Source organism: Arthrobacter pascens (genome assembly GCF_030816475.1).
In the GTDB taxonomy this organism is placed as follows: Bacteria; Actinomycetota; Actinomycetes; order Actinomycetales; family Micrococcaceae; genus Arthrobacter; species Arthrobacter pascens_B.
Genome location: NZ_JAUSXF010000001.1, coordinates 3,013,334 through 3,038,951, shown reverse-complemented (window position 1 = coordinate 3,038,951; position 25,618 = coordinate 3,013,334). Strand labels below are relative to the sequence as shown.

General features: G+C 65.8%; 20 protein-coding genes. 12 read left to right on the top strand and 8 right to left on the bottom strand.

What is annotated here, in order from left to right; translation table 11 throughout:
* Window positions 1-2: 2 nt before the first annotated feature.
* Window positions 3-587, bottom strand: coding sequence for a 5-(carboxyamino)imidazole ribonucleotide mutase (gene purE / locus QFZ40_RS13875; RefSeq protein WP_306905094.1), 585 nt, complete (start codon window positions 585-587; stop codon window positions 3-5).
* The gene (locus tag QFZ40_RS13870) at window positions 584-1,780 is read right to left on the bottom strand and encodes a 5-(carboxyamino)imidazole ribonucleotide synthase (RefSeq protein WP_306905091.1); all 1,197 of its coding nucleotides are present in this window, start codon (window positions 1,778-1,780) and stop codon (window positions 584-586) included. Before QFZ40_RS13870 ends, purE begins: the two co-directional genes overlap by 4 nt.
* Window positions 1,781-1,950: 170 nt before the next feature.
* Between QFZ40_RS13870 and QFZ40_RS13865 the strand changes: the two genes are divergently transcribed.
* On the top strand, window positions 1,951-2,535 hold the full coding sequence (locus QFZ40_RS13865) for a GtrA family protein (protein WP_306905089.1): 585 nt from the start codon (window positions 1,951-1,953) through the stop codon (window positions 2,533-2,535).
* Between the two features lie 45 nt (window positions 2,536-2,580).
* Here QFZ40_RS13865 and QFZ40_RS13860 read toward each other — a convergent pair whose 3' ends face one another.
* Complete coding sequence (locus QFZ40_RS13860) at window positions 2,581-3,279, bottom strand: TIGR03089 family protein (RefSeq protein ID WP_306905088.1); 699 nt, start codon at window positions 3,277-3,279, stop codon at window positions 2,581-2,583.
* Between the two features lie 412 nt (window positions 3,280-3,691).
* Between QFZ40_RS13860 and QFZ40_RS13855 the strand changes: the two genes are divergently transcribed.
* Genes QFZ40_RS13855 through QFZ40_RS13845 form a run of 3 tightly spaced genes read left to right on the top strand, consistent with a single transcriptional unit; the run spans window position 3,692 to window position 9,355 of the window.
* A complete protein-coding gene (locus tag QFZ40_RS13855; protein WP_306905085.1) occupies window positions 3,692-4,231 on the top strand; it encodes a WhiB family transcriptional regulator in 540 nt (179 codons plus the stop codon).
* Window positions 4,232-4,260: 29 nt separating this feature from the next.
* A complete protein-coding gene (locus QFZ40_RS13850; RefSeq protein WP_373427475.1) occupies window positions 4,261-7,590 on the top strand; it encodes a glycosyltransferase family 2 protein in 3,330 nt (1,109 codons plus the stop codon).
* The gene (locus QFZ40_RS13845) at window positions 7,583-9,355 is read left to right on the top strand and encodes a DUF5719 family protein (protein ID WP_306905081.1); all 1,773 of its coding nucleotides are present in this window, start codon (window positions 7,583-7,585) and stop codon (window positions 9,353-9,355) included. Before QFZ40_RS13850 ends, QFZ40_RS13845 begins: the two co-directional genes overlap by 8 nt.
* 54 nt (window positions 9,356-9,409) lie before the next feature.
* Here the strand turns inward: QFZ40_RS13845 and QFZ40_RS13840 are convergent, their stop codons facing one another.
* Window positions 9,410-9,925 carry a metallopeptidase family protein gene (locus tag QFZ40_RS13840; RefSeq protein WP_306905079.1) on the bottom strand — a complete coding sequence of 172 codons (516 nt, stop codon included), beginning with the start codon at window positions 9,923-9,925 and terminating at the stop codon, window positions 9,410-9,412.
* A gap of 116 nt (window positions 9,926-10,041) precedes the next feature.
* Here QFZ40_RS13840 and QFZ40_RS13835 point away from each other — a divergent pair, with 116 nt between their 5' ends.
* From QFZ40_RS13835 to QFZ40_RS13820, 4 genes are all read left to right on the top strand, one after another.
* Window positions 10,042-10,431, top strand: coding sequence for a DUF3499 domain-containing protein (locus QFZ40_RS13835; RefSeq protein WP_306905077.1), 390 nt, complete (start codon window positions 10,042-10,044; stop codon window positions 10,429-10,431).
* A gap of 77 nt (window positions 10,432-10,508) precedes the next feature.
* Entirely contained in the window at window positions 10,509-10,775 is a 267-nt protein-coding gene (locus QFZ40_RS13830) for a Trm112 family protein (RefSeq protein ID WP_306905075.1), read from the top strand.
* Between the two features lie 69 nt (window positions 10,776-10,844).
* A complete protein-coding gene (gene ahcY / locus QFZ40_RS13825; RefSeq protein WP_306905073.1) occupies window positions 10,845-12,329 on the top strand; it encodes an adenosylhomocysteinase in 1,485 nt (494 codons plus the stop codon).
* Between the two features lie 63 nt (window positions 12,330-12,392).
* Window positions 12,393-13,655, top strand: coding sequence for a L,D-transpeptidase (locus QFZ40_RS13820; RefSeq protein ID WP_306905071.1), 1,263 nt, complete (start codon window positions 12,393-12,395; stop codon window positions 13,653-13,655).
* Window positions 13,656-13,764: 109 nt separating this feature from the next.
* On the opposite strand, the gene QFZ40_RS13815 is transcribed toward QFZ40_RS13820, so the two are convergent.
* Complete coding sequence (locus tag QFZ40_RS13815) at window positions 13,765-14,565, bottom strand: RDD family protein (RefSeq protein WP_306905069.1); 801 nt, start codon at window positions 14,563-14,565, stop codon at window positions 13,765-13,767.
* 73 nt (window positions 14,566-14,638) lie between these two features.
* Between QFZ40_RS13815 and QFZ40_RS13810 the strand changes: the two genes are divergently transcribed.
* Entirely contained in the window at window positions 14,639-15,631 is a 993-nt protein-coding gene (locus QFZ40_RS13810) for a stage II sporulation protein M (RefSeq protein ID WP_306905067.1), read from the top strand.
* A gap of 123 nt (window positions 15,632-15,754) precedes the next feature.
* Entirely contained in the window at window positions 15,755-16,939 is a 1,185-nt protein-coding gene (locus QFZ40_RS13805) for a TIGR01906 family membrane protein (protein ID WP_306905064.1), read from the top strand.
* Between the two features lie 93 nt (window positions 16,940-17,032).
* Here the strand turns inward: QFZ40_RS13805 and QFZ40_RS13800 are convergent, their stop codons facing one another.
* Window positions 17,033-18,760 (bottom strand): dolichyl-phosphate-mannose--protein mannosyltransferase, encoded by a 1,728-nt coding sequence (locus tag QFZ40_RS13800; protein WP_306905062.1) that lies wholly within the window; start codon window positions 18,758-18,760, stop codon window positions 17,033-17,035.
* 46 nt (window positions 18,761-18,806) lie between these two features.
* On the opposite strand from QFZ40_RS13800, the gene rsmI reads away from it, so the two are divergent.
* Together rsmI and QFZ40_RS13790 are read left to right on the top strand one after the other, a co-directional pair.
* Entirely contained in the window at window positions 18,807-19,709 is a 903-nt protein-coding gene (rsmI, locus tag QFZ40_RS13795; protein WP_373427434.1) for a 16S rRNA (cytidine(1402)-2'-O)-methyltransferase, read from the top strand.
* A 275-nt stretch (window positions 19,710-19,984) separates the two neighbouring features.
* Window positions 19,985-21,484: an NAD-dependent succinate-semialdehyde dehydrogenase gene (locus tag QFZ40_RS13790; RefSeq protein ID WP_306905060.1), complete on the top strand. Its 1,500-nt coding sequence runs from the start codon at window positions 19,985-19,987 to the stop codon at window positions 21,482-21,484.
* A gap of 87 nt (window positions 21,485-21,571) precedes the next feature.
* Here QFZ40_RS13790 and QFZ40_RS13785 read toward each other — a convergent pair whose 3' ends face one another.
* Both QFZ40_RS13785 and QFZ40_RS13780 read right to left on the bottom strand, forming a co-directional pair.
* Window positions 21,572-24,163, bottom strand: coding sequence for a DUF3488 and transglutaminase-like domain-containing protein (locus tag QFZ40_RS13785; RefSeq protein ID WP_306905057.1), 2,592 nt, complete (start codon window positions 24,161-24,163; stop codon window positions 21,572-21,574).
* Window positions 24,160-25,608 (bottom strand): DUF58 domain-containing protein, encoded by a 1,449-nt coding sequence (locus QFZ40_RS13780; protein ID WP_306905055.1) that lies wholly within the window; start codon window positions 25,606-25,608, stop codon window positions 24,160-24,162. The genes QFZ40_RS13785 and QFZ40_RS13780 overlap by 4 nt, the downstream gene beginning before the upstream one ends.
* Window positions 25,609-25,618 lie beyond the last annotated feature (10 nt).

Sequence of the window (25,618 nt, the reverse complement as noted above, 5' to 3'; positions counted from 1 at the left end):
CCTTAACGGCTGCCCCGGAAGACGCCGTTGCCATCCGCGAAGACTTCACTGACCTTCTGCCGGAGGCTGGCACCCTTGCGGGTTGCAACGTCGTTGAGGTCCTGGGCGAATTCGAGGAGGTCGGCGCGGAGGGAAGCGGCCAGCTCATCAGTCCCGGACGCGAGCATGCGCACCGCGAGGAGACCGGCGTTGCGTGCGCCCGCGATGGAAACCGTGGCAACAGGGACTCCTGCGGGCATCTGGACAATGGACAGGAGGGAATCCATACCGTCCAAGGTCTTCAGCGGGACGGGGACACCGATGACAGGGAGCGGCGTGACGCTGGCCAGCATGCCCGGAAGGTGGGCAGCGCCGCCGGCTCCGGCGATGATGACCCGCAGTCCTCGTTGGTGCGCTGTCTGCCCGTACCGGATCATCTCGAGGGGCATCCGGTGGGCGGATACCACGTCCGCCTCGAAAGGAATGCCGAATTCGGCCAGGGCGTCGGCCGCGGCCTCCATCACCGGCCAGTCCGAATCGGAGCCCATGACCAGTCCCACAATCGGGCTGGCCGGAGAGCTGCTGGCGGGGGTGCGTCCGGCGGTCATGCGTTCTCCTCTGAAATCCGTGGCGATTCTTCGGCAGGCGCCCGGCCGTCGCGGATGATCCCGGCCACACGGGTGGCGCGTTCCCGCAGGGATTCGACGTCGGCTGTTGACGTTCCGACCAGGTTGACGTGGCCGATCTTCCGGCCAGGGCGCACGGCCTTGCCGTAGCAGTGCACCTTCGCTGCCGGTTCGCTGGCCAACGCGGCGGGATAGGCCGAAAACAGGTCCTGATTGTCGCCGCCCAGGAAGTTCTTCATCACGACCACCGGGCCCAGGATATCCGTGGCGCCCAGGGGGAGGTTGAGGACGGCCCGGAGGTGCTGCTCAAACTGGCTGGTCACTGAACCGTCCTGGGTCCAGTGACCCGTGTTGTGCGGGCGCATCGCGAGCTCGTTGATCAGGAATCCGGCACCCTTCCCCGGGGTTTCGAAGAGTTCCACGGCCATGACTCCGGTGACGCCGAGTTCGCTGGCGATGCGCAGCGCTGCGTCCTCCGCGGACGCAGCCACTTCCACCGGGATATTCAGTGCGGGCGCGATCACTTCATCGCAGACGCCGTCGACCTGGATAGTGTGGGCGACAGGCCAGGCCCGGGCTTCGCCGTCCGGTGTCCGCGCCACCAAAGCTGACAGCTCCCGGCTGAACTCGACCTTGGCCTCGGCGAGCAGCGGACTCATGGCCTCAAACCATTCGGCGGTGGCGGCTGCGTCCGCCGCCGATTCGACGATCCGGACGCCCTTGCCGTCATAGCCGCCGCGGGGCATCTTCAGGACGACAGGCCAGCCGGTTTCGTCGCCGAAGCTGGCCAGGGCCTCCACGTCAGCAACGGAAGCCCAGACCGGGTTGGGAAGCCCCAGCCTGTCGATGGCCGCGCGCATCACCAGCTTGTCCTGGGCGTGGACCAGGGCGTCCGGTCCGGGCTGGACGTTCACCCCTGCTTCCTGCAGCGCGCGGAGGTGGCCGGTGGGTACGTGTTCATGATCGAACGTCATCACGTCCAGGCCGTCAGCGAACTCAAGAAGGGTCTGGAGGTCCTTGTAGTCACCCACCGGGGAGGTGGAAACGGCCGAAACGGCTGAGACGTCCTCGCCTTCAGCCAGGACACGGAATTCAAAGCCAAGAGCAGTGGCGGCTGGGGCCATCATGCGCGCGAGCTGGCCGCCGCCAACCACGCCGATTACTGGAAAAGTCACAAGAGCCAGCCTACAGAAGACCGCGCTGGATCCCCGCTTTCGCCTGCCATCGGGCCGGATTTTCCGCTGAATCCGGCCCCTGCCTGCCCGTCTAGGGGCGGACGTTCAGGAAACAAGGCTAAAATGGCCTCTGGCCGTGTGGCCCACATTTCGTTCGGCCATGGAGGGTCATGTTTAGCGCACTTGCAGATCGTATCAGGGGGCTCGCCTCACTTTTTTGGCGCGAGGTGGCCAAGTTTGGAGCAGTGGGCGGTGTCGCCTTTGTCATCGACAACGGCCTGACGTACTACCTGATGCACGGCCCCATGACGGACAGCGAAGCGAAGGCGCGTTTTGTCGGTGCCACAGTGGCGACGATTTTCTCCTGGATCGCCAACCGGCTATGGACTTTCCGGCACCGGCGGCAAGCGAATATGCTACGTGAATTCCTGATGTTCATTCTCATCAACGGGATCGGCATCGGCATCTCCACCGGCTTCACGGCGTTCGCCAAGTATTCACTGGGCGTTACAGAAAAGAACATGCTGTTTGCCGCGGGAGTGGTGGGAATCCTCGTGGCCACAGTCGTCCGCTTTTTCGCCTACCGGTTCCTTGTTTTCAACCAGGAGCTGGACCAGGAACCGGAGTTCTCCCACGACCACGAGCTCATCGAGCTCCACCACCACCAAGATCATGCGGCCGCACCGGCGGACCAGGACGAGCGGGCCGCGGAAGGTACTCGCGAAGGCGCATCGGAGGGTCCGGGCCGCCCCTAGGTTCAGGTCTGTCTTCAGGCTTAGGCGCCAGGCTTAGATGCCAGGTTAGGCGCCGCGGATCCGTTCGGCGGCGAGGAGCTTGTCTGTCAGCTGAACGTCGGGGTGGGCGAGGACCACTGAACCGCCGCTTCGCCAGGCGCCCAGCGCGTTGGACAGCGCTGCTTCCAGGCCCTCTGCCGCCGGGACGAGGAGCCGGACTCCTTCATCGTGGGAGGCGGCGAATCCATCCAGCAGGGCCTCGTGCAGGTGCTGGTTGCCGTCACGGCCCGTGACGGCGCAGGTGCTCGCAGCAGGCTCGGAGTGCGCCATGAACACGTCGCCGTGGGAGCGCACTTCGGAAGCGTAGTCGATCACGCCGGCCGGCAGCTCCCCGGGCCACCGCATGGCGAGGGCAGGCAGCGCAACCGCAATGACGGCGTCGTAGGTCCCTTCGCGGGCCCCGGGCCGGTCAGTGACCAGAAAATCACCCCCGCCGCCGTCGAGGACGGTTTCCATGCCCAACTGCCAGGCAGCAAGCGCCCAGATCAGCGACTTCCAGTGGGCGGGGAGGTCGAGACGAACCCGCATTCCCGGTTCGGCATCCACTTCGTCCTGCAGCAGGTTGCTGGTCTTGGCCACCCAGTTATCCAGGACACGTCCGGAAAGCTCCACCCGCTCGGCCTCCGGGCCGTACCAGGTCAGGCGGGGTGATGTTGAGTGGCCGGAGCGCAGGGTTGTCATCAATTCGATCGCCGGGATGCTCATGGCTACATCTTGCCACGGTGTCCGGCGGGGGTCACCGGGATCCGAAGGGCCGGGAGGCCATCCGTTTGGGGGCTCAGGACGGGCGAAAACGATGTGATTTTACTCACAGGGGTTTGTCATTTCGCTTGCCTTATTGCGGCCCGCACTGTATTTTTTCCCGTGATCCATGGCAATCGGGGTCGACGGCGGGTCGTGCCTTCGATTCGGCCGGACGGGATGTCGGGCCGACCTAAAAATCTTCGGGCGTGGCGTGACCGCGACTCGCCGGTGAAATTGATTATTATCCGGTCCACGGCTTGACTCATCCCTAGTTACACGCGTGTAATTAGGTATCGAAGGCCATTGCGCAGATACGGCACACAACCGAGTGTCCAAGTGTCCAGGCAAAGGCTGCAACATCAGGAGGGTCGCATTGGGGCAAGTAGAGCGTATCCAAGAAGATGCCGTCGTCGCCGGTCAGGCAACGGCAAAATACCGGGCACGGGGAGTTCCCAGTGACTGGTACGTAGATCCCGCGGACCCTGACGCCGCGGAACGGTATAACCGAAACAAAGACTCCCTGCAGGACCAGGCCACGGCCTTCCTCGCAGCGCACGAGGCCCTTCTTGATGGCGGCCACGATCCTGATGAGGACGACCTCGATCCGCCGATGGAATTGCAGGCTGACAACGCCAGGAACTTTCAGCCGGTATGGATCGGATTGCCTTTCCGGCAGGACTTCGACGACGAAGGCGAGCTCGGCTGGCAGACTGACGCGCTGTGCGCGCAGACCGATCCGGAAGCCTTCTTTCCGGAGAAGGGCGGATCGACGCGGGACGCCAAAAAGGTGTGCGGCGCCTGCAACGTGCGGTCACAATGCCTTGAATACGCGTTGGCGAACGACGAACGGTTTGGCATCTGGGGAGGCCTTTCCGAGCGCGAGCGCCGGCGGCTAAGGAAGCGGGCAATCTAATTCATCAGGAAGTGCACGTCACTGCTGTTGTGGTGTCCCACAACGGCAGTGACTATCTCCCCAGAACCCTGGCTGCGTTGGCGGACCAGACCCGGCCAGCCGACTCCATTGTCGGGGTGGACACCGGGTCCCGCGACCATTCCGCGGCCCTCCTTGAGCGGTCCCTCGGCGCAGCGAACGTCCTGCACGTCGCACACGGCAAAGGCGGCATGGGCGGGGCTGTCCGTGCCGGCCTCGACGCCCTTGCACCCTGGTCCGGTCAATCAGAGGTTGCCGCCGCCGAATGGATCTGGCTTATCCACGACGACGCGGCCCCGGCCCCGGAGGCTCTGGCTGAGCTTTTGGGTGCAGTGGAACGCGCTCCTTCCGTAACAGTTGCCGGCTGCAAGCAGCTGGACTGGCACGCCGGACGCCGCCTGATCGACGTCGGACTGTCCACCAGCGGATGGGCCGAGCGCCTTACCCTGATCGATGCCGACGAGCTTGACCAGGGCCAATACGATGGCCGCAGCGACACCTTCGCGGTGAATTCGGCGGGCATGCTGGTCCGCAGGGATATCTGGGAGCACCTCCAAGGCTTTGACCCGGCTTTGTCCGGGACGGGCGACGACGTCGATTTCTGCTGGCGCAACCGCCTCGCCGGACACCGGGTGGTGGTGGTACCCACTGCGCGTATGTTCCATGTCGCGCACCGGCCCCATGCACTGGGCAACGCCTCGGCCGCACGGAAGGCCCAGGTGCACCTCCGTCTCAAGCATGCTCCGCTGTGGAAGGTTCCGCTGCACGCCGCGGGGGCGCTGCTGGGCAGTGTTTTCAAGCTTGTGCTCAGCATCGCCGTCAAGGATCCCGGGCACGGCTTTACCCAGCTGGCCGCAACCTTCACGGCTTTGGGGCGTCCAGCGGCAGTAATGAGGGCGAGGCGGACAGCCGCGAGGACGCGGCGGATTCGTCGCTCAGTGATCAGGAAGCTGCAGACGCCCAGGCGCGATGTCTGGAACCATCGCCGGTCCCTGATCGAGGCGCTGGGGGCGGACGATTCGGCTGACGGCCTGGAGCATGATCCCCTTGCCGACCAGCCAAGCGGCGATTCCGCAGATGACTTCGCTGCCCTGACAACCACCGAGCGGGGCTGGGCGGGGAGCGGCGCGCTGGCTGCGGTGCTCATCGCTTCCGTCGCCTCCCTGATCGGGCTCTCCGGGTTGTTCCGGGCCGAGGCGGTCTCCGGCGGCGCCCTCATCCCGGTCTCGTCGACCCTCGGGGAAATCTGGCACCACGCCTCGAGCTGGTGGATCAGCCTGGGTGCAGGCCTGCCCGGCCGGGGGGACCCGTTTGGCTATGTGCTGTGGATCCTTGGCCTCCTGGGTGGCGGCGACGCCAACAGCGCCATGGCATGGCTGCTCCTGCTCGCCACGCCCCTTGCCGCGCTTACAGCCTGGTTCGCGTCCGGGGCGTTTACCGTCCGGCGCCGCTTGCGCCTGGTCGCAGCGTTGTCCTGGGCGGCGTTCCCCGCGTTGCAGGTTTCGCTGAACCAGGGCCGCGTGGGAGCTGTCCTGGCCCACGTCATGATTCCCGTGCTGGTCCTGGCATTGCTGCGCGCAACCGGGACGGCCGTGGGCCACGGCCGTTTTGTGCTGCCTTCCCCCGCAGAGCGGCGCTACACCGATAAACCCCCTGCCCGGCCGGGAATCAACGGCATGCCGTCCTGGACCGCTGCCGCCGCCGCCGGCCTGGCCCTGGCTGTAGTGGGCGCTTCAGCCCCTTCGCTGCTGATCCCGTTGGTGTTGATCATCGTCCTGTGCGGTGTCATGCTCGGACGCCGTGGGCGCACCGTGTGGTGGGCGCTGCTTCCCGCGGCCGCGCTGTTCATTCCCTTCGCGCTGTCCGTGCTGGACAGGCCGCGGGCAATACTTGCCGATCCCGGTGTTCCGCTCGGATTTGATGCCGCGCCGCTGTGGCAGCAAATACTGGGCCGGCCCCTGCCTTTCACGCCCGACGGCGGCCTGGCAGGCCTGCCGTATTTCAGCGGCCAGTCAATACCCTGGGCCCTCCTGCTGGCGCTGCTTGTGGGCGTTCCCGTGCTGCTCCTTGCTGCCGCAGCGCTCTTCGTCCCCGGCAAAAGGACGCGGACAGCCCGGGCCCTCTGGGTTGCCGCGCTGATCATCCTTGCGGGCGGCTGGCTGGCCGGCAGTGTAGCCACCGGCGCCAATGCAGACACCATGGTGACCCCCTTCCCCGGACCTGCGGTCTCGGCCGTCGGATTCGCGCTCCTCGGAGCGGGTCTTATCGGAGGGGAACGCCTGCTCGGCTTTGCTGACAGGGCGTCGTCAGTGAGCCCCAGGCGGAATGTCCTGCTTCGTTCCGCCGTCGCGCTTTCCATGGTCCTGCTGCTGGCCGGGCCATTGGCAGGTATGGCAGCGTGGTCCGCGCAGAACCTGCTGCGGTCTGCCACAGCCGACGCCACGCCGCACGCCGCTGGCGAGGAAGCCCTCGGCACCCCCCGGCTGGTTGAGGCCGGTAACAGCCGGACACTTCCGGCCACCGCCATTGACCGCGGGACCGGGCCTGAGCAGACCCGTACGCTGATCATCAGCACGCGGGAAAACGGGACCTTTGATACAGCCCTGATGCGCGGCGCTGGAACCACCCTCGACAGCCTTTCTGCCATCGCAGCCACGCGGAACATCCTGGGCGAACCGGGAACTGAAACCGTCAGGGAGGATGACGACGCCACGTCTGCCATCCGGTCTGTAGTCGCCACCCTGGTGGCCGGACAGGGAGTTGACCCCAGGCCCCAGCTTGAACAGTTGGGCGTCGGGTTCGTCGTCCTGCGTTCGGCCGACACCGCTGCCCAACTGACGGCCAGCAGGATGGACGCCGTACCAGGGCTCGTCGCCGTGGGGCAGACGGATGTTGGCTGGCTTTGGCGGATTACGCCCCTGAACCAGCCGGCGCTCCAGGCCGCCGACGTCGCACATCGTGTGCGGATAGTCGACGGCAAGGGAGCCGCGGTCGCGCTGCTGCCATCCGGATACGACGACGTCGACACCGCGGTTCCGGCGGGACCGGAGGGGCGGCTGGTGGTGCTTGCTGAACGGGCCGACCCCGGATGGACCGCCTGGCTGGACGGCCGGAAGCTCACAGCCACAACCTCCGGCTGGGCCCAGGCGTTCACCCTGCCGCCCTCCGCCGGCCAGTTGACCATCCGCTACGAAAACCCGCTGGCACTGTGGGCCGGAATTGCGCAGATCACCGTCATCGGGCTTACCGTCATGCTTGCGATCCCGATGCCTGCCCGGAGGCCGAACACGGGCCTGTCAAGGGACGAAGGCTCTTTGCGTAAGGAACACCAGAATGCATGAGGACACAGCCCGGCCCAATGAGCTCCGGACCGACGGCGCAGAAACCGACGCCGCAGAGACGGACGCCGCAGAGACGGACGCCGCCGGGACCGGCCTGGATCACACCGGGTCCGGCAGACAGGCTGGCGAGCCGGCAACGAGCGGCCGCCCGGTAAAGCCCGGCGGTGACCGGCTAAAGTCCCGTCCAGCCAGCGGCCCCGTGCGCAGGGGAATCCTCTCCGGCGTCCTGTCCGCTGTAGCGATTCTGGCCGCCGCCGGTGGAGTAGTGGCCGCCGGCTCGCTTGCAGTGCAGCCGGCCGGGAACCGCAGCATCCCTCCAGCGCTGGCCGCAGTCCCTGCCGGCTCCAGCGTGGGCGTCTGCCCCGGACCGGCAAGGCTGCTCGAAGGCACCGAGGCAGGAACTGATCCACAATTCAGCCCTGTCTCCGCGACGGCGGCAAGTGCCGTGACGGGCGCGGTCCTGAGTGCCGCCGGCGGCGTTTTGCCGGGCAGCCGGCTGTCCGCACTGGACGGGAAAGCCGCCGTCGAAATCGCCAAGGGAAACGGCAGGCCAAACGCTGCCGCAGGCCCGCAGGAACTTCTCGCCGGCGTGGTCGCGGGGCATGCCGTCAACGGGGTGAGCGTCCTGAGCGCGGATCCCCAGTCGAACCAGAAGCCCTCAGCTGCCGCCCTGATGCAGTACAAGGCCACTGACGGGGATCTGCAGGGTTCGGCGGCAGCCAACTGCCAGCAGCCGTCCAACGATCTGTGGCTCGCCGGCGCCACCACCACCGTGGGCCGGACATCGGTCCTGATCCTCAGCAACGCCTCCAGCACCCCGGCGACGGTCAACCTCGAACTCTTTGGGAGCAAAGGCCAGATCCAGGCTCCGGGAAGCCGAGGCCTTCTGGTGGCCCCGGGAACCACCCGGTCCATTGTCCTGGCCGGGCTGGCGCCGGCAGAGGCCCGGCTCAGTGTCCACGTGCGCAGCACGGGCGGTCCGGTCGCTGCAACCATCCAACAAAGCGTCCTGCGGGGGCTCACTCCCGGCGGGGTTGATTTCATTGCGCCTGGGACAGGCCCGGCAGCACGCCAGGTGATGACCGGCGTGGACATCCAGGATGCCGGTGGTGTCGCAGCAATGACGGGGCAGAAAGGCTTTGCAGACGCGGGGCCGGCACTCCAGCTGACCGTTCCGGGAACCTCCGATGCCGTCGTGGAGGTCAAACTGTTCGGCCGGGCCGGACAGGTGGCACTTCCGGCTGGCGGCGTGGTCACCGCAAAGGGAGGGTCGGTGACGGAGGTTTCCCTCGCCGGCGTTCCTGCAGACCACTACACGGTTTCCGCAAGCTCGGACGTATCGATTGTGGCTGCCGCGAGGGTAACCCGCGGGGTCAGCAGTGACGCCCCTTCCGACGTCGCCTGGTCTGCATCAGGCGTCAGGCTGGGCAGCCAGCACGTGGTGCCGGTGCCTCAGGGCGGGGACCGGATCCTGGTATTCGGTGCCCTGGCGGACCGAGCCACCATTTCTTACGCGGCCATCACATCGGATGGAAAACTCCATCCCGCGGCGTCGGCGGACATCGCCGGAGAGACCACCACGTCCATCACCATTCCGGAGACTGTGGATGATTCAGTGGTGGTGGGTTACGTGGTATCTGCCTCCGGGGATGCTGCCTACGGCGCTTTGCTGCTCGAGCAGGACGGCCGGGAGGACATCTCGTCGCTGGCCTTCATGCCCGCGGCGTCAGGCCAGGAGAAGGTTCCTGTCACGTTGGGTTACTGAGCGTCGCGCACTGCGGCGTCGGGTTAGTGAAGCGTCGGTATTGAGGCCGGTGCGTCAGTAACGGCGCCTGTAGACCGGGTCCAGGGTCTCGGGCGCCACGCCGAGCATCTCAGCGGTGTGTTCCACCACAACGTCATGGACCAGGTCCTGCAGTTCCTCACGGCTGGCGCAGCCCTGTTCCACGACCCGGCGGTACAAGGTGATGACAGGTCCTTCGTCGGCGGTTGCCGGCGTGTAGGAACCCATCGGGGCGGCCTGGCCATCGGCCACGAGCTGTTCCAGTTGCGGCGGAATCTCGTCAACGGCAAACCGCACCCCGTCGAGCGTCTTGCCCCAGATGTCGTGAAGGCGCTGTGCGGAGTCCAGCACCATATCGTCAAAGCGGTCGGAGCGGGTTCGGTAGCCGGGGTGCGTTGGCAGCATCAGTTCCCCACGCAGGCCGCGGCCGTGCCGGTTACGGCGGCGCATCGCAAAGCTCTTGCCCAACGTGCCCGAACCGGTGCCATCACTGCGGACGCCCGGGTCAGCCAACCGGACCGTAAAACCTGAATCATGGTTCGATGACTGCATACATTGACTCTAAACCCGGCCGAACATTTACGCGACACAATCCACGCCGCACCATGGCGCGGCGTTAAGGGGGCAATACGCCGAACGGGCAGGGACACAGAGTAGTCTGGGATGTCGTGGGAGCTATCCGTGAATGTTCAAGATCAGCCTGCCGCCAGTCGGCGGTGGCTACTCTGACATACGTGTATGCCGACTCCACAGCCGTACTGGGGCCATTGGCCACTTACGCGGAGCCGCATTGTTACGATTTGTGCGAGCAGCACGCCGGATCCCTGACTGTCCCGCGCGGGTGGGAAGTCCTGCGCCTGGCCATGCCGTCCACGCCGCAGCAGCCGGGGCCTGATGACTTGCTGGCCCTCGCGAATGCAGTTCGTGAAGCTGCTGCCCTGCCCGTGCACGCCCAACCGGCCCAGACCCAGCGCTCCGTCCACTCAGTCCTGGAAGCGCCGACGTCGGCCGAGGGCACCCGCCGAGGGCACCTGCGCGTACTCCGTGAACCGTCCTGAGTCCTATCTGGCGGTAGGCTTGAAGCTGCTAATCAGTCAGCCACCGGCGCAATCGCGCCCGTCAGGGAGCATCATCCATGCCAAAGATCAGTCCTGAACTGTTGTCCGTCCTGCGGTGCCCCGTGACCGGCTCACCCCTGGTCCAGGAGGGTGACGAACTCGTCTCGACGGCGGTCGCGGAGTCGGGCGTGCCACTGCGCTACGCGATTGAGGACGGCATACCCCTGCTCCTGCCGCCGGAACTGCTGCAGGCCGCCAACTCGGCCGGCTCAGATGAGCACGATTCAGGCGTGCACGACCCGGTCCGGCACGACTCCGCTGCCCGTCCGGCCGGAACAGACTAAGCACCGCCCAACGACTTCCGCCGACGCCTGAATGCCGTCGCTTCCACCGGACATAGCAAAGGATTCCCCATGACATTTGATTACAAGGTTGCCGACATCTCGCTGGCCGAGGCCGGCCGCCACCAGATCCGCCTGGCGGAACATGAGATGCCCGGCCTGATGTCCCTCCGCAGGGAATTCGGCCCCGCGCAGCCTCTCCAAGGCGCCCGTATCGCCGGTTCGCTCCACATGACGGTGCAGACTGCCGTGCTCATCGAAACCCTGACCGCCCTCGGAGCGGAGGTCCGCTGGGCCTCCTGCAACATTTTCTCCACCCAGGATGAAGCGGCCGCTGCCGTGGTTGTGGGCAAGGGAACGGTTGAGGATCCCCAGGGGGTGCCGGTGTTCGCGTGGAAGGGTGAAACGCTCGAAGAGTACTGGTGGACGGCGGAGCAGATCCTGACTTGGCCGGGCGCCGAGACCAACCCGGAACTGGGTCCCAACATGATCCTGGACGACGGCGGCGACGCCACGATGCTGGTCCACAAGGGCGTTGAATTCGAGGCTGCAGGGGCTGTCCCCGCAACCGACGAGGCAGACTCCGAAGAATACGCGATATTCCTTGAAGTCCTGCGCAAGTCCATCGGGCAGGACCAGCAGAAGTGGACCCGCACCGCCCGAAGCATCAAGGGAGTGAGCGAGGAAACCACTACGGGTGTGCATCGCCTGTATCAGTTGGCAGAGCAGGGGAAACTCCTGTTCCCCGCCATCAACGTCAATGACTCCGTGACGAAGAGCAAGTTCGACAACAAGTACGGTATCCGCCACTCGCTGCCGGACGGACTGAACAGGGCCACCGATGTCCTGATGGGTGGAAAAGTCGCAGTGGTCTGCGGCTACGGCGACGTGGGCAAGGGCGCCGCAGAGGCGCTCCGCGGGCAGGGATCACGTGTCATCGTCACCGAGATTGATCCCATCTGCGCCCTGCAGGCGGCCATGGACGGCTACCAGGTGGCCAAGCTTGAGTCCGTGCTTGCCCAGGGTGACATCTTCATCACCACCACGGGCAACAAGGACGTCATCATGGCCGAGCATATGGCCGGAATGAAGAACAAGGCCATCGTGGGTAACATCGGCCACTTCGACAATGAAATCGACATGGCCGGCCTGGCCCGGATCCCCGGGATCAGGAAGGTGGAGATCAAGCCGCAGGTTCATGAGTGGGTCTTTGACGCGGACGCCGAGGGGGACTCGGCGCGGTCCATCATCGTCCTCTCCGAAGGACGGCTCCTGAACCTGGGCAACGCAACCGGCCACCCGTCCTTCGTGATGAGTAACTCGTTTGCCAACCAGACCATCGCCCAGATCGAGCTGTGGACCAAGAAGGACCAGCCCGAGGGTGACCGCGAGTACTCCAACCAGGTGTATGTGCTTCCCAAGATCCTGGACGAAAAAGTGGCCCGGCTGCACCTCGATGCCCTGGGAGTTGAGCTTACCGAGCTGTCCAAGGAACAGGCGGACTACCTGGATATCGACGTGGCCGGCCCGTACAAGCCCGAGCACTATCGTTACTGAGGCGTGACGCTGCTGGAGCCTCGCCGGCGCAGGGGACGCTGCGGCAAGGCTTAAGATCGTTGCATGGAGTCTGAGTCTAAGCCCGGGTCGAGGCCCGGGCCAGCACCGCGCCGCAGGGGAACCGCCAAGAAGATTGCCCTTCTGGCCGCGGTCTGCATCCTGGCCGCCGGCGGTGGAGCGTTCTCCGCTGTCGCGCCAGGGTTTGCCCGCGGGTCCATGGAATCCGAAGCAGGCTCCGCCGTCCGTTCGGCTCCCGGTGTGGCTTCTCCGATAGTTGCGCCCGTTAAGCTGGACGTTTCGCCTGCCGACGGCGCCAAGCAAGTCAATCCTGCGGCTCCGGTATCGCTCACAGTAGCCAACGGCAAAATTGAACGGGTCACCCTCACCAGCAAAGCCGGGGAAGCGGTCAAGGGTGCGTTCGGGGCGGACGGCACCAGCTGGACGGCGGCCGGCCCCTTGAAGTTCAATGCTGACTACAGCTACACCTACGTCGTCAAGGACGGCGCAGGGCGCGAGACCAGCACTACCCGGTCCTTCAGCACGGTCTCCAGCTCCCACGAAGCGGATGCGGCGATCTATCCCCTTGACGGCATGAAGGTGGGAGTCGCGCAGCCGCTCCAGGTCATCTTCAGCGAGCCCGTCGTAAACCGCGCTGCGGTGGAGAATGCCATCAAGATCACGTCCAGTTCAGGCCAGACGGGTGCCTTCCACTGGTTCAGCGATACCATGGTCCGCTACCGTCCGGAGGCGTTCTGGGCCGCAAACTCCACCGTCACGATGGACATGCAGCTCTTCGGTGTCGACCTGGGCAACGGCCAGATCGCCAACTTCAACAAGAAGGTCAATGTCCACATCGGGGACAAGCGGCTGGCCGTGGCGGACGCTGCGGCGCACACCTTCACCCTGAGCGTCAATGACCAGGTGGTCAAGACGGTCCCCGTCAGCATGGGGTCCAAGCGCTTTCCCTCGGCCCGCGGCTACCTGGTGCTGATGGATAAACACCGGTACGACCACTTCGTGGCCGACAGTATCGGACTCAAACCGGGCGACCCCGCCTACTACGGCGAAGTGGATGTGCAGTACACCATCCGGCTGACCTTGAGCGGGGCCTACATCCACCAGGCACTTGACTCTGCGTTCCCCTACATCGGGAACACGAATGTCTCGCACGGCTGCATCGGCTTCGCCCCCGACGGCGCGGCCTGGGTCTTCGATGCCATGACCACCGGCGACGTTGTCCAGGTCATTAATACCGAAGGCGACTATGCAGCCTATGACGACGGCTACGGCGACTGGAACATCCCCTGGGCGCAGTACGACAACTAAGCAGTACGACAACTAACCCGGACAGCTGAGTCCGGTAAACAGCTGAGTCGACCAACCGGCCAGCCCGTAAGCAGCTGAAACAGCGGCCAGCCTGGTACGGAGACCAGCGTCAGGGACCGAACGGCAGGCGGTCCAGCCGCTCACCCATCGCAGAACTGCGCCGGCGGGCTTGCTGGAGCCTCGTCAGTTCGCGGTTGCGACGCTCAGCGATGACGGCCGCCAGGTACTCGTCAGGCGTGGTTCCCGGAGGCGGAGGCGGTGCCACATGCCGCGCCAGCTCCGTGGCAAGCGACGTTGCCATTCCCGTCCGCGACAGCGGAGACATCCGGCCCGCCTGCCGGATGAACTGTGAGGCTTGGCGCGCTGTCGCATCAGGAATCCGCCCGATGTCCGCGGCTGCCGCCCAGGGGCGCAGCCGCGGGGGGACAAAAACGGGAACCGCGGCTTCGACCGGCACGCGGGTCCGCAGGGCATACGTTCCGGCCAGGATGTCTCCCAGCCGCCTGGATTTGTCGTTGAACAGTGCCACTGCAATGGCCAGGCCGCCGAAGGTGAAATAGATCTCCAGGAAGCCCGTGAGCCCCCGGATCACGGCATGGCGGAAGCGGATGGCCCCGCCGTCGTCACGCACAACCCGAAGGCCGGCCGCCAGTTTTCCCAACGACAGCCCCCTGCTCAGCGTCTCCACGGTGACCGGGACGATCACCAAACAGAACACGGTGCCCACCAGTGCCAGGGCGCGGGCGGCCGCTTCATCAAGTTCCGGGCCGGCAGCGGCAATGCCAATCAGGACCAGCACCAGAAGCACGACGTTGACCAGGACATCCAGCAGGAGGCCAAGGGCGCGGGCGGCGAAAGATGCGGGCCGCAGTTCCAGGACAACGGCCTCTCCCGTGACAATTGAACTCAACCCAGGCTCCCCGTTCCTCGCGAATCGTCCTGCGGACGCTCACAGTCTAATCGGGTGCGGCTAGGCTGATTCCGTGGATATGGATGCCTTCACCGCCGTGAACGGGGACAAATGGTCCAGGCTACGTGAACTTGCCTTCAAGCGGCGGCTCACCGGCCAGGAGGCCGACGAGCTGCTCCGGCTGTACCAGGCGACCTCCGCGCATCTGTCACTTATCAGGTCGCTGGCACCGGAAAGCGGCCTGTCCGCGTCCCTGTCGGCTGCCCTCGCGCAAGCCAGGACCCGCTTCACGGGCGCACGGTCGAATTTCACCGCAGACCTGGCCCGCTTTTTTGTGGTCGCGTTGCCGGCCGCGCTGTACCGGCTGACGTGGCTCACGCTGGCCTGTGGAACGGTATTCGTCCTGGTCGGCGGCGCCTACGCGTTGTGGATCGGCAGCTCCCCTGACGCCCTGCGGTCCCTGGCTTCCGACTCCGCGGTCAGGCAGTACGTGGAGGAGGACTTTATCGGCTACTACTCGGAAAACCCGGCCGCGTCCTTTGCGGGCGCCGTGTGGACCAACAACGCGTGGATCAGTGCCCAGGCAGTCGCGTTGGGCATCACGGGGCTCTGGGTGCCCATGATCCTGTTGAGCAACGCCCAGGGCGTCGGGATCGCAGCCGGGATCTTCGCGGCGACTGGCAAATCCGATGTCTTTTTCAGCTACATCCTGCCTCACGGCCTGATGGAACTGACGGCAGTGTTCATCGCCTGTGCTGCGGGATTACGTATTTTCTGGGCCATGGTCTCTCCCGGCCCGCGCACCAGGGGCCGGGCTGTGGCCGAGGAAGGCAGGTCCTTGATCACCGTGGCTTTAGGGCTTGTACTGGTGTTGTTCGTCTCCGGTCTTGTTGAAGGGTTTGTCACACCAAGCCAGCTCCCGGTATGGGCCAAGATCGGCATCGGTTCCGCCGCCCTGGCCTTGTACTGGCTCTACGTCCTGGTGTGGGGCAGAAGGGCCTACCTGGCCGGCGCCCGGGGGGACCTGGGTGCCGGGGATGCCGGCTACACCGAAATAGCTGCCTGAATCCGAGGCCTCGGGGTGTGGCACCTCGCCGTCCCCAAGGAGCGGACTGTAGGCTCGTCAACAGATACTTGGCGCTGCCCGGACCAGAGCCGGGGCGCTGACCCCAACGGAAGTGACGCTGCAGTGAACGACAATTCTTCGACCCCTGCCAAACGCGCGGAACCGCAGCCGGATCCTGACCAGGACAACCCGGACGAGCCAGCGTTTTCCTGGATGAACGCTTCCGGCTCCGGCAGCACCCGCACGGGACGGGGAACCAGCCCATCCGACGAGGCGTCCGACGCAAACCTGAGCGCGTCCGCGCAGCCTGAAAGCCGGGCCGACCGCAAAGCGGCGGAGGCCGGCGTCGACCCTGCGGAGAACTCCGGACCTGCCGGTGCCCCCAGGCCTGCCGATGCCCCCGGGCCTGCCGATGCACCAGGATCTGCCGGTACTCCTGGACCGGCCAGCACCTCAGCGCCAGCCAGGCATGGGAGCCAGCCGTTCAATGAGCGGCTCCCGACCTCAGCGCTGCAGGTACGTCCTCCGCAGGAGGAAGTGGAGCGGCGTAACGCCCAGCGTGAAAGTGCAGCGAACGCCAAACCCGTCGCCCCGCGCATCATGCAGATCCTCCTGGCGGTGTTCTATCCGGTGATCCTGATGGTGCTGGCGGTGCGGGCGGTGACCAGCCCCCTGTTTCTCTGGGTGGAATATAACCGGCCGGGATTTCCCGGTGACGGCTATGGTTTCAGCACCGATGACAGGATGACCTACGGCTCGTACTCCGTTGACTACCTGAGCAACTGGGCCGGCCCGCGCTATCTGGGCGAACTGGTTAACCGCAGCGGAGAAAAGCTCTTCAAGGACGGCGAAGTCAGCCATATGGCGGACGTGAAGTCAGTGATCCTGTCCACATTCGGCGCCGGTGCTGTCCTGATCCTGGTCAGCATCGTGGCCATCGCCTACCTTCGCCGCCGCAGTAACGGGGGAGTGCGCAGGGGACTGTTCGCCGGTTCCATCGTCACTCTGGTGGTCATACTGGGACTGGGCGCGCTGGCTGTCCTGGGCTGGCAACAGTTCTTCACGGACTTCCACCACATCTTCTTTGCCAACGGAACCTGGACGTTCTCCTTGGACGACACCCTCATCCGGCTGTTTCCCGGCCAGTTCTGGATTGACGCGGGAATCGTCATCGGCGCGCTGGTCTTCCTTACCGCGGTACTGACACTGATCCTGACCTGGCCCACGCGTCGCCGGCGGGGCCTGGCCAACGGTCCTGATGCCGTCCCCGCGGGCATTGCCAGGAATGGATCAGCAGAAGATCAGTAGAGACAGCAGAGCAGTAGAGACAGCAGAGCAGTAGAGACAGCAGAGCAGTAGAGACCGCGGGCAGTACAGTCCGGCTACCCGGTTTCACCTCTCTCAGATCCACGATGGCATCCACATCCTGTAACGCCATTCCTGATAGGGAATGACTTCGGCTGTCCAGACAGGATAGAAGAAGGCGGACAGCAGGACCGCGCCGGCCACGAAAAGGGCCACAAGGTAGAGTCCTGAGCGCCGCCGCCACGGCGGATCGGTTTCCCGTCCCAGGACAAGGCCCAGGCAATAGACCAGGGCCAGCACCAGGAACGGCTCGAAGGATACGGCGTAGAAGTAGAACATGGTGCGCTCGGGGTACATGAACCAGGGCAGGTAGCCTGTGCCTACGCCGGCAAGCACTGCCCCGGCGCGCCAGTCGCGTCGGCCGGCCCACCAGAAGAGGAGCACCACCAGGGCGATCACTGCGCTCCACCAGATGATGGGGTTTCCCACCGAGAGGATAGCGGAGGTGCAGTTTGAGACGTTGCAGCTCCCGGTTCCCTGTGGCGGCGATTCGTAAAAGAACGATGTCGGCCTGCCCATTACCAGCCAGGTCCAAGGGCTTGCCTTGTACGGGTGGTCGGCGCTGAGGCCCTGATGGAAGTTGTATGCCTCCAGGTGGTAGTGGGCCAGAGAGCGGAGAGAGTCCGGCACCCATCCCCACTCGGAGGAGGGATTGGTCTCCGCCCAATGGCGGAAGTAGGCATCGTCGGAACGGAACCAGCCCGTCCACGTGGCGGTGTACACCGCTGTGGCCACCGGCACGATGCTCAGGAATGCCGGCAGCCCGTCCTTGATGATGCCGCCGCTGATCCAGCCGCGGATGCCGGCAATACGCCGGGCGCTCAGGTCCCACAGGACAGTGAGCAGTCCGAACCCCGCGAGGAAGAAGAGCCCTGACCATTTGGTGCCAACGGCGAGGCCAAGGCAGACGGCGGCCGCAATCCGCCACCAGCGGACCCCCAGCCAGGGCCCGGCCAGGAGCTGTTTGGCGGTCGGGCGACCGTCCCCGGACGCAGCCCCCTGACGAGCCAGCCGGATTGCCAGCCGGCGGCGTCCGTCGTCGCGATCCATCAGCAGTGCGCCGAACGCAGCCAGTATCCAGAACATCAGGAAGATATCCAGCAGCGACGTCCGGGACATCACCAGGTGATGGCCGTCCACGGCGAGCAGCAGCCCTGCAGCGGCAGCGAGCGGGAGGGAACGGAAGAGCTTCTGTGCGATCAGTGTGAGCAGCAGGATGGACAGGGTGCCCGTCAAGGCGGCAGCGAATCGCCAGCCAAACGGATTGTCGGCGCCGAAGAGCCACATGCCGCCGGCGATCATCCACTTGCCCACCGGAGGGTGGACCACGTATTCGGGCGTGTTCAGGAGGACATCGGGATTGCCGGCGTTGAAGGAATCGTTGGCCTTGTCCGGCCAGCTCCGTTCATAGCCGCTGATCAGGAATGAGTAGGCATCCTTGACGTAATAGGTCTCGTCAAATACCAGGCTGTGCGGTGCATCCAGCCGGACGAAGCGGAGGATTCCGCCTATTACCGTGGTCAGCACGGGCACCAGCCAGAACCACAGCCGCAGCGACGGCGGATAGTCCCGCCAGCTGCGGATGCAGCCGATGAGCCGTTCCTGAAGGGCTTGGGCGGAGAAGGCCTGGTCCGGGCGGCTGATCCAGGGCCGGCGGCTGCCGACGCCCTGAACGGCGAGTTCCCGCGGGCCGGCGGCGGGTGCGGCCAGGGCGGCTTGGCCGGCCTCGGCAGGCCGCGTCGAGGTCTGCGTCACGTGCCCCATGCTACCTTTTGCAACTGGTGCCGCCTGCCAGCAGTAGGCTGGTGGCGTGGACCCTAACCCGAGCACTTCCCCCGATTCCGGCGCGACCGACGCCTCCAGCGCAACAGGGTCCTCCGGCCCCGGCCGGATTGTGCTCGCGGCCACACCGATCGGGAACACCGGGGATGCGTCAGCACGCCTCATCGAATTGCTCGGCTCTGCAGATATCGTGGCGGCGGAAGACACCCGGCGCCTGCATCGGCTCGTCCAGAGCCTTGGAGTGACGGTGGGCGGCCGTGTGATCAGCTACCACGAGCACAACGAGGCCACCAAGACCGCTGAACTGCTGGAACAGGTGCGGACAGGCAAGACCATGGTCATGGTCACCGACGCCGGTATGCCGTCAGTTTCGGACCCCGGCTTCCGGCTGGTGGAGGGCGCCGTTGCCGCCGGTCTCACCGTGACGGCGGTCCCGGGCCCATCGGCTGTCCTGACTGCCCTTGCCTTGTCCGGCCTGCCCACCGACCGGTTCTGTTTTGAAGGATTCCTTCCACGGAAGGCGGGTGAGCGCGCCGCACGCCTCGCCGATCTTGCAGCGGAGCGGCGGACCATGGTGTTTTTCGAAGCGCCGCACAGGCTTGAATCAATGTTGCGCGCACTGCGGGAGCGCTTCGGCACCGACCGGCGGATCGCCGTCTGCCGTGAACTGACCAAGACCTACGAGGAAGTCATCCGCGGGTCAGTGGGGGAGCTGTTGATCTGGGCAGAGGGCAACGAGGTCCGCGGGGAGATAGCAGTTGTCCTGGGCGGAGCACCTGAGCAGGCTCCCGGCACCCCGGAAGACCACGTGGCGGCTGTGAACGAGCTGGTATCACAGGGAATCCGGCTCAAGGAGGCGGTGGCCGCAGTCGCGGAAGACGTCCGCGTGAGCAAGCGTGAACTCTACTCGGCGGTATTGGCCGCGCGCTGACGGACGCCGCTGTGGCGTCCTGCAGTTCTCCTGGCCCCACTCTAAACCGCACCAATCCTGGCCGTTATGCCGTGCCGAAGGCCGGAAGGAAGCTCCGCCGGACCGAAGCGGACTGCCCCGGGGCGGCTGTGCGGATGCACAAAGCACCCCCGTTTCCGTAGTGCGTCCAGGCGTAGACCGTGGAAGGGCGCGGCAGTAGTCTGGCAGTTAATCAGCCAGATGAGCCATTCCGGCTTGCGCACGGCTGCAACAAACCTACTGACGAGGGAGTCATCGTGACTGTCACTGCACTGCCGGCTGTTACCGCAGAGCGCGAGAGCGAACTGCTGGCCTCCGTTCCCACGGGCCTGCTGATCAACGGCGAATGGCGGCCCGCCGCTTCGGGAAAAACCTTCGAGGTTGAGGACCCTGCGACCGGGAAAGTCCTTTTGAGCATTGCCGACGCCGGCCCGGAGGACGGCGCCGCAGCCCTTGACGCCGCCGCGGCTGCGCAGGAGTCCTGGGCCAACGTTCCGCCGCGTGAGCGCGGGGAGATCCTGCGCAGGGCTTTTGAGCTGGTCACCGAACGGGCCGAGGACTTCGCCCTCCTGATGACCCTTGAGATGGGCAAGCCGCTGGCCGAAGCCCGCGGTGAGGTCACCTACGGCGCCGAATTCCTCCGCTGGTTTTCAGAGGAAGCCGTCCGTGCCTTCGGCCGCTACTCTGTATCCCCCGACGGGAAGTCACGGCTGCTCGTGACGAAGAAGCCCGTGGGCCCTTGCCTGCTGATCACGCCCTGGAACTTCCCGCTGGCGATGGCCACCCGCAAAGTAGCCCCAGCCGTGGCCGCAGGCTGCACGATGGTCCTGAAATCCGCGAACCTGACGCCGCTGACCTCACAGCTATTCGCATCGGTGATGATGGAGGCCGGGCTGCCTGCCGGTGTCCTGAACGTCATCCCGACCTCCACGGCCGGTGCCACCACGGGTCCGCTGATCAAGGACTCCCGACTGCGCAAACTGTCCTTCACGGGATCCACCGAGGTGGGCCGCCGGCTGCTCTCCGACGCTTCCGAGACCGTCCTGCGGACCTCGATGGAACTCGGCGGGAACGCCCCGTTCGTAGTTTTCGAAGACGCGGACCTTGACGCCGCCGTCGCCGGCGCCATGCTGGCCAAGCTGCGGAACATGGGCGAGGCCTGCACCGCCGCCAACCGTTTCATTGTCCATGAGTCCGTGGCTGATGAGTTCGCTGAGAAGTTCGCCGCCAGGATGGCTGAGATGACCACCGCGCGGGGAACGGAGGAAAACTCAAAGGTGGGTCCGTTGATCGATGCCAAGAGCCGGAACAAGGTCCACGAACTCGTCTCCGACGCCGTGGCGTCGGGCGCGCGGGCCGTCCTGGGCGGCGCGCCGGTGGACGGTCCGGGCTACTTCTACCAGCCCACCATCCTCGCCGGTGTCGCCGAGGGCACGCGTATCCTGTCCGAGGAGATCTTCGGCCCCGTTGCCCCGATCACGACGTTCGGCACCGAAGAGGAGGCCATCCGGCTGGCCAACAACACCGAGTACGGCCTCGTGGCCTACGTCTTCACCAGGGACCTCAACCGGGGACTGCGGATGGGCGAAAAGCTCGAGACCGGCATGCTTGGCCTCAACGCAGGTGTGATCTCCAACGCTGCGGCCCCGTTCGGTGGCGTCAAGCAGTCCGGGCTGGGACGCGAGGGCGGGCTCGAAGGCATCGAGGAATACCTCTACACCCAGTACATCGGAATCGCCGACCCCTACGCCGGCTGACCGCAGCTACGCGGCATCCCCACAGGAAGCCATCCAAAAGGGAGCCACCTCCCAGAGGGATCCATCTCCCAGAGGGAATAGGGGAAACTAGCCCTCGCTGAGATGCCGTAAGCCGTCGCGCGCCCTGAACCAGGACCGCGCGGCGGCTTGCGCCGTTCGCCGGGACTGCCTGCCGAGCGCCCTGAACGGGGCGGTGATGATCCGGCCCCAGCGACCCATGACCGACGGCGGCAGCCAGTCGGCGCGCAGCCGCCGGGCGAGAGGGACATTGCCCCGCAATGACCGCTGTACCGCTGCGATGCGGAGGGGGATGCTTTCCTCAGCGCCGGATGTGACAGCGCCGGATGTGACAGCGCCGGATGTGACAGCGCCGGATGTGACTGGGGGAGTCTGACTGCCCGTAGCCGGTCTGGCAGTTACTGTTCCGGTGACCGGCTGTGCAACCCGCGATGCCGGCGGGCCATACCTGCGGCGTTCGAAGTCTGCAGTGAGCGACCTGACCGCCCGGTGCCCGGCGTCGTCTATTCCGCCGGCTTCGCCCAGCAGAGATGAACCGCGGAGCCGCTCGGAGTATCTTCGCGGCGTTTCGCTGGGACCCGGCGGGAGCCCGTAGTCGGTGCCAAGATCCAGCAACTCGGCCCAGGCTGGCGGAACGGGATCGTTGGCGGCAGCATCGCGGCGTCTCAGCCTCCTGGCACGGACGCCCATCCGCACCAGCCGGGGAGACGCCGCGACCAGCATCAGGCCAAGGAAGCCGGCCGTGCCCAGCAGCCAAGGGAGCAGCTGGGACCCTGAGGTGCTGCCGCTGCCCGCGCCTGGTACGGGTAGCGGAGCTGTGCTTGGTGCAGGACTCCCTGACGCAGCATCCGAAGGGAACAGGTCGTTGTTGTTTTCAATAGCCGTGGAGCCGGCAACGGCCGCCTCGGTTGCATAGTCCGGGACCACGCCCCGCGAAGGCGTGGGTTCGAAAGGCACCCAGCCCAGGCCCTGGAAGTAGAGCTCTGGCCACGCATGGGCGTCCCGGGCATCCACTTCATATTCCGGAAGGGCCCCCTGCCCGGCGACGGTGATGGTAGCCCCGGTCAGACGGCCCGGTGCATATCCCACTGCGATCCTGCTGGGGATGCCTTCGAGGCGGGCCATCACAGCCATGGCCGACGCGTAGTGGATGCAATATCCGCTTTTCTGGGTCAGGAAGTCCGCGAGCACCGACAGGCCGTTGCCGTCGTAGCCGCCCTGGACGGGGGACTGGAGGGAATAGGTGAATTCGGCAGACCGCAGGTATCTCTGGATGGCCATGGCCTTCGCATAGGACGTCCCGCTTGAGCCCGTCACCGTATCAGCGGTGGTCCGGACGATGTCCGGAATGTTCCCGGGAACCCGGGTGAAGTCCTCGGAGATCCCGCGCACCGCCCCGGAGGAACGCGCGAGGAGCGTGGCGGTGAGCTTGGGGACGGAGGACGCCACGATGTATTGCTGGCTCCTCGAATTCGTGTCGATGGCCTTGATGCTGAGCGTCGCCGGATCCAACGTCCAGCGGCCGTTCAGCCCGCGCACGGATTCAGGCGCGTAAGGAACCGGCAGATAAGGACTCGTGAAGCTTCCCGTGTCCACCGCTGTGACCTGGCGGAGCTGTTCGTCGGCGAGGACCTCGTATCCGGTTTCGATCTGTCCCGTCAGCGGCAGCCGTGTTCCGTCCCGGTCGTCGGGGCCCCAGGAGTCGCCGTCGAAGTTATCCACCGTGACTGACCGCAGGTACAGCGGCGTCACAGCATTCGTCGCGTAGGTGATCCGCCCGCTCCCTGCCGGCGTACGCAGGCTGTTGCCCAGCGTGATCATCGGATTAAGTCCGGTGGAACTACCCCAGGGATTCAGCCGCGAGCCCTGGGGAAACGTTCCCTGGTCAAAGCCAGGAATGGCAAGGGGAACAACCAGGGTGGCCACCAGTGCCACCGTCCCCGTCAGTACTGCCCGTTTGAGCTGGCCGGGGTTGCGCGCGGTGTCCGCGGCGGTCCGGGCATCAGGGGCAAACCACTGGCTGAAGGCCAGGATCAGCAAGTATCCTGCCACCGTGACTGTGAAGCCCCAGATGCCTACACTCTGCGGCTTCACCATCGCTGGCACCACAAGGATGGCCAGGAGTCCCACTCCGGTGGAGGCCGGCATACCCAGGGGAACTGCGAGGGCATCGACCAGGATCACGGTCAGGCCCAGCACGGCGCAGGTCACCATCACTATCCCGGCGTTCGGCGCTACCGGGGCGCTTTCCGCCAGCACCGTCTCGCTGGCCCGGCGGATGAATCGCTGCAGGTCCGCCAGAGTGGTTCCGGAGGGGATGAACCCGGCGATGCTGGAGCCGCGGAAGAACGTGAAGGTCAATATGGCTGCGAGTGATGCGAAACCGCCTGCCGTGACCAGCAGGGGCTGAGCCCTGAGGGCGCGCAGGGCAGCCATGGCCAGGCAGACAACCAGGACGGTGGTCAGTACCGGAAGGTACCAGGCCCAGCCCCTGAGGACGCCGTTGAGGGACAAGGCAGCCCCGCATACTGAGAGTGCCACTGCCCCGGCCATGGCCCATGGATATACGCCTGCACGTCCGTGGCCTTCCACAGCTGCAGTGTCGGTCGAGGGGCCGGGCTGCGTATCGCGGGCCTTATTCCGTGCGGGCGCAATAGTCATCGTGCCACCCCCGCCCCGCGCCTGACATCAGCCGCCGCTGCTGCCAGGGACGGTCCGCCCTGATCAAAGTGGCTCCACGCCGCCTGGACCGAGACGGAGGGCGCCACCGCGACCGCCCGCCAGCCGCCGCGTCGCAGCACCTCCAGCACATCCGCGGATTCCGAAGGGCGTTCGGCGACGACAATGGCGAAGGCATTGGCACCGTACCCGGCCGCCGGAGCAAGGGCGGTTGCTTCAGGCATCGAGATCTGGCCAAGGACGGCGATGAGCGGGCCACGCATGCGGTGTGCCGAGAGCTTGTCCATCAGGTGGTCATCGAAAGGCGCGGGACCGGAGTCCTGGGCGCTGCCGTGATCCCGGCCGGAAGCACCTGCATCCTTACGCCCGGAGCCGCGACGGGCATGGTGAGGTCCGGACAGCTGGATGGCTGCCAGGCTTTCCGCAATCGACTGGAGCCCCCCGGCGCCTGAGTACTCCTCGACTTCGGGCTCGGGTGCCGACGGTGACCGCAGGAAAGCCGCATCGCCGCGGACATCCAGCAGGCGCAGGGAATAGTTGCGCTCCGCCAGGTGGGCGCTGATGGACATCGCAGCCACCACAGCCCACTCGAAGCTGTGGCTGCTGACCATCTCGTGGCCATCGGGTCCCGCGTATCCGGCGAACCCGGACCCGGACCCGGAGCCGCCGGAAAATGCCATGAACCGCTGGTCCAGGATGATGGTGGCTTCCGGAGTGGTCACGGATTCCTCCTGCCGCACCATCAGCGAGCCGTGCCGGGCGGTCGCGGCCCAGTGGACCCTGCGCATGGGGTCGCCGTGGCGGTATTCACGGGTCATGACATCATCGTCGCTGGGGTTGGCCCTGATCCTGGTAGCCGTGACGCCGTCATTGCCGCGCGCGCCCGCGAGGCCAGTAACGGGGAGCTCGACGGCGGCCGGCGTGACGGTGAGGACGTCGCCGTCGTCGATGGCCTGGCGATGCAGGGAGAGCCCGAAGGGGTCCGTGAACTCTGCCGTTACCGGGCCGATGAGGAACTGGCCGCGTTTCGCCGAGCGCAGCTGGTATTCATACCTGCTGGTGCCTCCGGTGGCTGACCGGGCAGGGAACCGGAACGCTGGCGATTCCCCGAACTGGGGGGGGAGCCGCTCCTCCATGACCGCACGGCCCGCACCGTAGCCGGTCCTGGCCACCGCGAGCCGGACAGTCGTGGCGGAGGATGTTTCCACCGGTGACGGGTTGAACTCACGGAAAACTTTGAAGCGGGGCTTGACGAGCCTGATACCGGCCAGGGAAACAAGGGGAAGGGCGATCAGCAGGACGCTCAGGGTCAGCAGGTCCCGCCGGCCCATGATTTGCGCTGACAGCAGGGAAACCGCGCCGGCGGCCAAAAGACCCCAGCCGCGGTGGCTGAAGAGATGACGGGGCAGCCGGTCCAGGAGCGCCATGGGGTGATCC

What these genes read in the sequence shown, in the direction of transcription:
- purE (WP_306905094.1), bottom strand. Translation starts at nt 587, where the DNA reads ATGACCGCCGGACGCACCCCCGCCAGCAGCTCTCCGGCCAGCCCGATT.
- QFZ40_RS13865 (WP_306905089.1), top strand. Translation starts at nt 1,951, where the DNA reads ATGTTTAGCGCACTTGCAGATCGTATCAGGGGGCTCGCCTCACTTTTT.
- QFZ40_RS13860 (WP_306905088.1), bottom strand. Translation starts at nt 3,279, where the DNA reads ATGAGCATCCCGGCGATCGAATTGATGACAACCCTGCGCTCCGGCCAC.
- QFZ40_RS13845 (WP_306905081.1), top strand. Translation starts at nt 7,583, where the DNA reads ATGCATGAGGACACAGCCCGGCCCAATGAGCTCCGGACCGACGGCGCA.
- QFZ40_RS13840 (WP_306905079.1), bottom strand. Translation starts at nt 9,925, where the DNA reads ATGCAGTCATCGAACCATGATTCAGGTTTTACGGTCCGGTTGGCTGAC.
- QFZ40_RS13830 (WP_306905075.1), top strand. Translation starts at nt 10,509, where the DNA reads ATGCCAAAGATCAGTCCTGAACTGTTGTCCGTCCTGCGGTGCCCCGTG.
- ahcY (WP_306905073.1), top strand. Translation starts at nt 10,845, where the DNA reads ATGACATTTGATTACAAGGTTGCCGACATCTCGCTGGCCGAGGCCGGC.
- QFZ40_RS13820 (WP_306905071.1), top strand. Translation starts at nt 12,393, where the DNA reads ATGGAGTCTGAGTCTAAGCCCGGGTCGAGGCCCGGGCCAGCACCGCGC.
- QFZ40_RS13800 (WP_306905062.1), bottom strand. Translation starts at nt 18,760, where the DNA reads ATGGGGCACGTGACGCAGACCTCGACGCGGCCTGCCGAGGCCGGCCAA.
- QFZ40_RS13785 (WP_306905057.1), bottom strand. Translation starts at nt 24,163, where the DNA reads ATGACTATTGCGCCCGCACGGAATAAGGCCCGCGATACGCAGCCCGGC.
- QFZ40_RS13780 (WP_306905055.1), bottom strand. Translation starts at nt 25,608, where the DNA reads ATGGCGCTCCTGGACCGGCTGCCCCGTCATCTCTTCAGCCACCGCGGC.